Source organism: Streptomyces laculatispora (assembly GCF_017353455.1).
In the GTDB taxonomy this organism is placed as follows: Bacteria; Actinomycetota; Actinomycetes; order Streptomycetales; family Streptomycetaceae; genus Streptomyces; species Streptomyces laculatispora.
Window position 1 is genome coordinate 1 of record NZ_JAFMPZ010000375.1, and the last position, 5048, is coordinate 5048.

Below are 5048 nucleotides of genomic sequence, written 5' to 3' on the forward strand. Positions count from 1 at the left end.
CCCTCTGGCCCGCCCCTCACGCGAGCGGAGCCGTCGAAGCGACCGTCACCGTGCCCGGATCGAAGTCGGTCACCAATCGCGCGCTGGTGCTGGCCGCGCTCTCCTCGGAGCCCGGCTGGCTGCGCCGCCCGCTGCGCTCCCGCGACACCCTGCTGATGGCCGACGCGCTGCGCGCGATGGGCGTCGGCATCGAGGAGACGGTGTCCTCCAGCTCGTCGGCCGCGGGCGGCCCGGACGGCTCGGGCGAGGCCTGGCGGGTCATCCCGGCCGGTCTGCACGGCCCGGTCACCATCGATGTCGGCAACGCCGGCACGGTCATGCGCTTCCTGCCCCCGGTCGCGGCCCTCGCCGACGGCCCGGTCCACTTCGACGGCGACCTGCGCTCCTACGAGCGCCCGCTGAACGGGGTGATCGACGCCCTGCGGGTGCTGGGCGCCCGGATCGACGACGACGGCCGCGGCTCGCTGCCGATGACCGTGCACGGCGGCGGCGCGCTGGACGGCGGCCCGGTCGCGATCGACGCGTCCTCGTCCTCCCAGTTCGTCTCGGCGCTGCTGCTGTCGGCGCCGCGCTTCAACCAGGGCGTGGAGGTGCGTCACACCGGCGCCCGGCTCCCGTCCATGCCGCACATCCGGATGACGGTCGACATGCTGCGAGCCGTCGGCGCCCAGGTCGACGAGCCGGAGACGGGCGGCGAAGCGAACGTCTGGCGGGTCTCCCCCTCGGCACTGCTCGGCCGGGACCTGACCATCGAGCCCGACCTCTCCAACGCCCAGCCGTTCCTGGCCGCGGCGCTGGTCACCGGCGGCCGGGTCACCGTGCCGGACTGGCCGCTGCGCACCACACAGCCCGGTGACGCGCTGCGCGACATCTTCACCGCCATGGGCGGCAGCTGCGAGCTGACCGAGCACGGACTCACCTTCACCGGCTCCGGCCGGATCCACGGCATCGACGTCGATCTCGGCGAGGTCGGCGAGCTGACCCCCGGCATCGCGGCGGTCGCGGCCCTGGCCGACTCCCCCTCCACCCTGAGCGGCGTGGCCCATCTGCGGCTGCACGAGACGGACCGGCTGGCCGCGCTCACCAAGGAGATCAACGAGCTGGGCGGCGAGGTCACCGAGACCACGGACGGCCTCCACATCCGGCCGCGACCGCTGCACGGCGGTACCTTCCATACGTACGACGACCACCGGATGGCCACCGCTGGGTCGGTCATCGGCCTTGCCGTCCCCGGAGTGGAGATCGAGAACGTGGCGACCACCGCCAAGACCCTGCCGGACTTCCCGCAGATGTGGACCCGAATGCTCGGGGCCTGAGACATGCGCCGCTACGGCAAGAACCCCGACGAGGACGACATCCGGGTCCGCCCCAACCGCAAGGGCAACCGGCCTCGTACGCATATCCGCCCCAAGCACGAGGACGCCGAGGACGGCATGGTCCTCACCGTGGACCGCGGCCGCCTCACCTGTCTCGTCGAGGGCCGCACGGTCGTCGCGATGAAGGCCCGCGAACTGGGCCGCAAGGCCGCGGTGGTGGGCGACACCGTCTCCATCGTCGGTGATCTGTCCGGCGACAAGGACACCCTCGCCCGGATCGTCCGCATCGGGGAACGCCGCTCGGTGCTGCGCCGGACGGCGGACGACGACGATCCGTTCGAGCGGGTGGTCGTCGCCAACGCCGACCAGCTCGCGATCGTCACCGCGCTGGCCGATCCGGAACCCCGTCCGCGCATGATCGACCGCTGTCTGGTCGCCGCGTACGACGGCGGGCTCTCCCCTCTCCTGGTGCTGACCAAGTCCGATCTGGCCTCCCCGGACAAGCTGCTGGAGGCGTACACCCCGCTGGGTGTGCCGTTCATCGTCACCAACCGCGAGGAGCTGGAGAACGGCGACGCCGCGGAGCGGGTCCGCGAGCAGCTGCACGACCGGATCACGGCCTTCGTCGGGCACTCCGGCGTCGGGAAGACCACGCTGGTCAACGCCCTGGTGCCGAAGGACAGACGGCGTACGACCGGAGTGGTCAACGCGGTCACCGGGCGCGGCCGCCACACCACCACCTCGGCCCTGGCGCTGCCGCTGCCGGACTACCGGGGCTGGGTGGTCGACACCCCCGGCGTCCGCTCCTTCGGCCTGCACCACATCGACCCGTCCCGGGTCATCCACGCCTTCCCCGACCTCCAGCCCGGCACCGAGGGCTGCCCGCGCGGCTGCACCCACGACAGCCTGCAACCGGAATGCGCGCTGGACGCCTGGGTGGCGGAGGGGCACGCCGATCCGGCCCGGCTGGACTCGCTGCGCCGGCTGCTCTCCACCCGGGAGCGACGCGAAGGCGACTGATCGCGCACGTTTGCGATCACTCGCCACTGGTAAATGCATAATCACGAATCACGCCCAGCGGTACGAGGCGGTCACCGACGCGGGAGGGGCACTGACGATGGCGTGGCTGCTGGTCGTGGTCGCGGGACTTCTGGAGACCGGCTTCGCCGTCTGCCTGAAGCTCTCCCACGGCTTCACCCGGCTCTGGCCGACCATCGCGTTCTGCGTCTTCGCGCTCGGCAGCTTCGGTCTGCTGACCCTGTCGCTGAAGAAGCTCGACGTCGGGCCCGCCTACGCGGTGTGGACCGGCATCGGCGCGGCGGGGACCGCCATCTACGGCATGATCTTCCTCGACGACGTGGTCTCCACGCTCAAGCTGGTCTCGATCTCGCTGGTGATCCTCGGCGTGATCGGGCTCCAGCTCTCGGGGTCCTCGCACTGAGACCGGCCGGCTCACGTCACGGAATCCGGAGCCCGCTCCACCACATCCCGCACCAGCGGCGCCCCGTCCCCCGCCACTTCGGGGTGCGGGGGCACCAGTGCGTACGACAGGGCGAGCCGCAGCGCGAGTTCGCAGGTCACGGCCAGGGCCGCCGGGTCGTGCGGCGGGCGTCCCCCGTCCAGGGCGGCCACCGCGCGGTCCCTGACCTGGCCGAGCAGCTCGGCGGGCGTCGGCGGTCCGGCGTCGGCCCGGCGCTGCGCCGGTACGGGCGAGCCGGGCGGCCGGACCGGGCGGGCGGAGCAGGCGGGGCGCGGTAACCGGTCCTCCCAGCAACCCGTGAGCAACCCTCTGACCAGTGCGTTCGTCCGGGTGGCCCGGACCGTCCAGGCGGCGGTGGCGGCCAGTCTGTCGCCGGTGCCGCCGGCCGTTCCCAGCGCCCGCTCGACGCCGGCCAGATAGGCGTCAGCGGCCCGTCGGACCAGGGCGCGGGCCAGTCCGTCCTTGCTGCCGAACTCGTTGTAGAGGGTCTGCCGGGAGACCTCGGCGGCAGCTGCCACATCGACCATCCGCACGGCCGGCCAGGGCCGGGTGGCCAGGGCCGCGTGGGCGGCGTCCAGCAGTGCTTCTCGCGCTGTCGGCATCGTTGCCTCCCACGCCGGGGCCTGTGTTTCAGAGTTGACGCGCACCCCCGCACTGTCAAGGGTCCAGGCGGCGTCCGGGGCCCTGGTGGCTGTGTTCACCTGCGGTCGATACTGTGACGGTCATGCCCGATTACCACGATGATCTGCGCCTCGCCCACGTGCTGGCGGACGCCGCCGACGCGACGACGATGGACCGGTTCAAGGCTCTGGACCTGAAGGTCGAGACGAAGCCGGACATGACGCCGGTGACCGAGGCCGACAAGGCCGCCGAGGAGCTGATCCGCGGCCACCTGCACCGGGCCCGCCCACGCGACGCGATTCTGGGCGAGGAGTACGGCATCGAGGGGACCGGCCCCCGGCGCTGGGTGATCGACCCGATCGACGGGACCAAGAACTACGTACGCGGTGTGCCGGTCTGGGCGACGCTGATCTCGCTGATGGAGGCCGGTGAGGACGGTTTCCAGCCGGTCGTCGGCCTGGTGTCCGCGCCCGCGCTGAACCGGCGCTGGTGGGCGGCGAAGGGCGCGGGGGCGTTCTCCGGCCGCAGCCTGACCTCGGCGTCCCGGCTGCACGTGTCGAAGGTGGAGCGCATCGCGGACGCGTCGCTCGCGTACTCCTCCCTGACCGGCTGGGAGGAGCAGGGCCGGCTCGACGGCTTCATGGATCTGACCCGGGCCTGCTGGCGTACCCGCGGGTACGGGGATTTCTGGCCGTACATGATGGTCGCCGAGGGATCGGTCGACATCTGTGCCGAGCCGGAGCTCTCGCTCTGGGACATGGCGGCGAACGCGATCATCGTGGAGGAGGCGGGCGGCCGGTTCACCAGCCTGGACGGGGTCTCCGGACCGGGCGGCGGCAACGCGGCGGCCTCGAACGGGACGCTCCACCACGAACTGCTGGGATATCTGAACCAGCGCTACTGACCCCGGCCCGAGCGGAATCCGCCGGAGAGAACCCCGCCGGTACGGGCCAACCGCCTGAACAGCAACGGCGATACCGGACGCCTCAGGGGGCGCGCCGGAACCACGAGGGGCGTGCCGCACCACCGCACGCCCCTCGAACGATCTTCACCACCCCTTGTTGCCGCCCCTCAACAGTGCGACTCTAAGAGTCCCCCCACTTGTGAACTTGTGAAACGGCTCACGCAGTCGCTTCACGAAGGAGGTGGCTCCCTTCATGCTCGTCCGTGACGCCATGAGCACGGTGGTCCTCACCATCGGCCCGACCCACACCCTCCGCCAGGCAGCCCGGCTGATGTCGGTACGCCGTGTCGGAGCAGCCGTCGTCCACGACCCGGACACCTGCGGTCTCGGCATTCTCACTGAGCGCGACATCCTCAACGCGGTCGGATCGGGCCAGAACCCCGACGTCGAGACAGCCGCCACCCACACCACCACCGACGTGGTCTTCGCCGCGCCCGCCTGGACCCTGGAGGAGGCGGCCATGGCCATGACGCACGGCGGCTTCCGGCATCTGATCGTGCTGGACGACATCGGTCCGGTCGGTGTCGTGTCGGTGCGCGACATCATCCGCTGCTGGGCGCCGGCCGGGCGCCACCCCGTGGAGCTGGTCGGCTGAACGACCCTGCGGACGACCGGTCCGCCCCCGCGCACGGCAGCGGACACGCGGGCGCGGGGCCGGACCGGTCGT

At 71.9% G+C, this 5048-nt stretch carries 6 protein-coding genes; 5 read left to right on the forward strand and 1 reads right to left on the reverse strand.

What is annotated here, in order from left to right; genetic code table 11:
* From aroA to J1C73_RS19540, 3 genes are all read left to right on the forward strand, one after another.
* A partial coding sequence (gene aroA / locus J1C73_RS19530) for a 3-phosphoshikimate 1-carboxyvinyltransferase (RefSeq protein ID WP_207317542.1) occupies positions 1–1316 on the forward strand: 1316 nt, incomplete at its 5' end.
* A gap of 3 nt (positions 1317–1319) precedes the next feature.
* The gene (gene rsgA, locus J1C73_RS19535) at positions 1320–2336 is read left to right on the forward strand and encodes a ribosome small subunit-dependent GTPase A (RefSeq protein ID WP_207317543.1); all 1017 of its coding nucleotides are present in this window, start codon (positions 1320–1322) and stop codon (positions 2334–2336) included.
* A gap of 97 nt (positions 2337–2433) precedes the next feature.
* On the forward strand, positions 2434–2757 hold the full coding sequence (locus J1C73_RS19540) for a DMT family transporter (protein ID WP_207317544.1): 324 nt from the start codon (positions 2434–2436) through the stop codon (positions 2755–2757).
* An 11-nt stretch (positions 2758–2768) separates the two neighbouring features.
* On the opposite strand, the gene J1C73_RS19545 is transcribed toward J1C73_RS19540, so the two are convergent.
* Entirely contained in the window at positions 2769–3398 is a 630-nt protein-coding gene (locus J1C73_RS19545) for a TetR/AcrR family transcriptional regulator (protein WP_207317545.1), read from the reverse strand.
* A gap of 122 nt (positions 3399–3520) precedes the next feature.
* Between J1C73_RS19545 and hisN the strand changes: the two genes are divergently transcribed.
* Positions 3521–4321 carry a histidinol-phosphatase gene (gene hisN / locus J1C73_RS19550; RefSeq protein WP_123461540.1) on the forward strand — a complete coding sequence of 267 codons (801 nt, stop codon included), beginning with the start codon at positions 3521–3523 and terminating at the stop codon, positions 4319–4321.
* A 253-nt stretch (positions 4322–4574) separates the two neighbouring features.
* A complete protein-coding gene (locus J1C73_RS19555) occupies positions 4575–4976 on the forward strand; it encodes a CBS domain-containing protein (RefSeq protein ID WP_207317546.1) in 402 nt (133 codons plus the stop codon).
* Positions 4977–5048 lie beyond the last annotated feature (72 nt).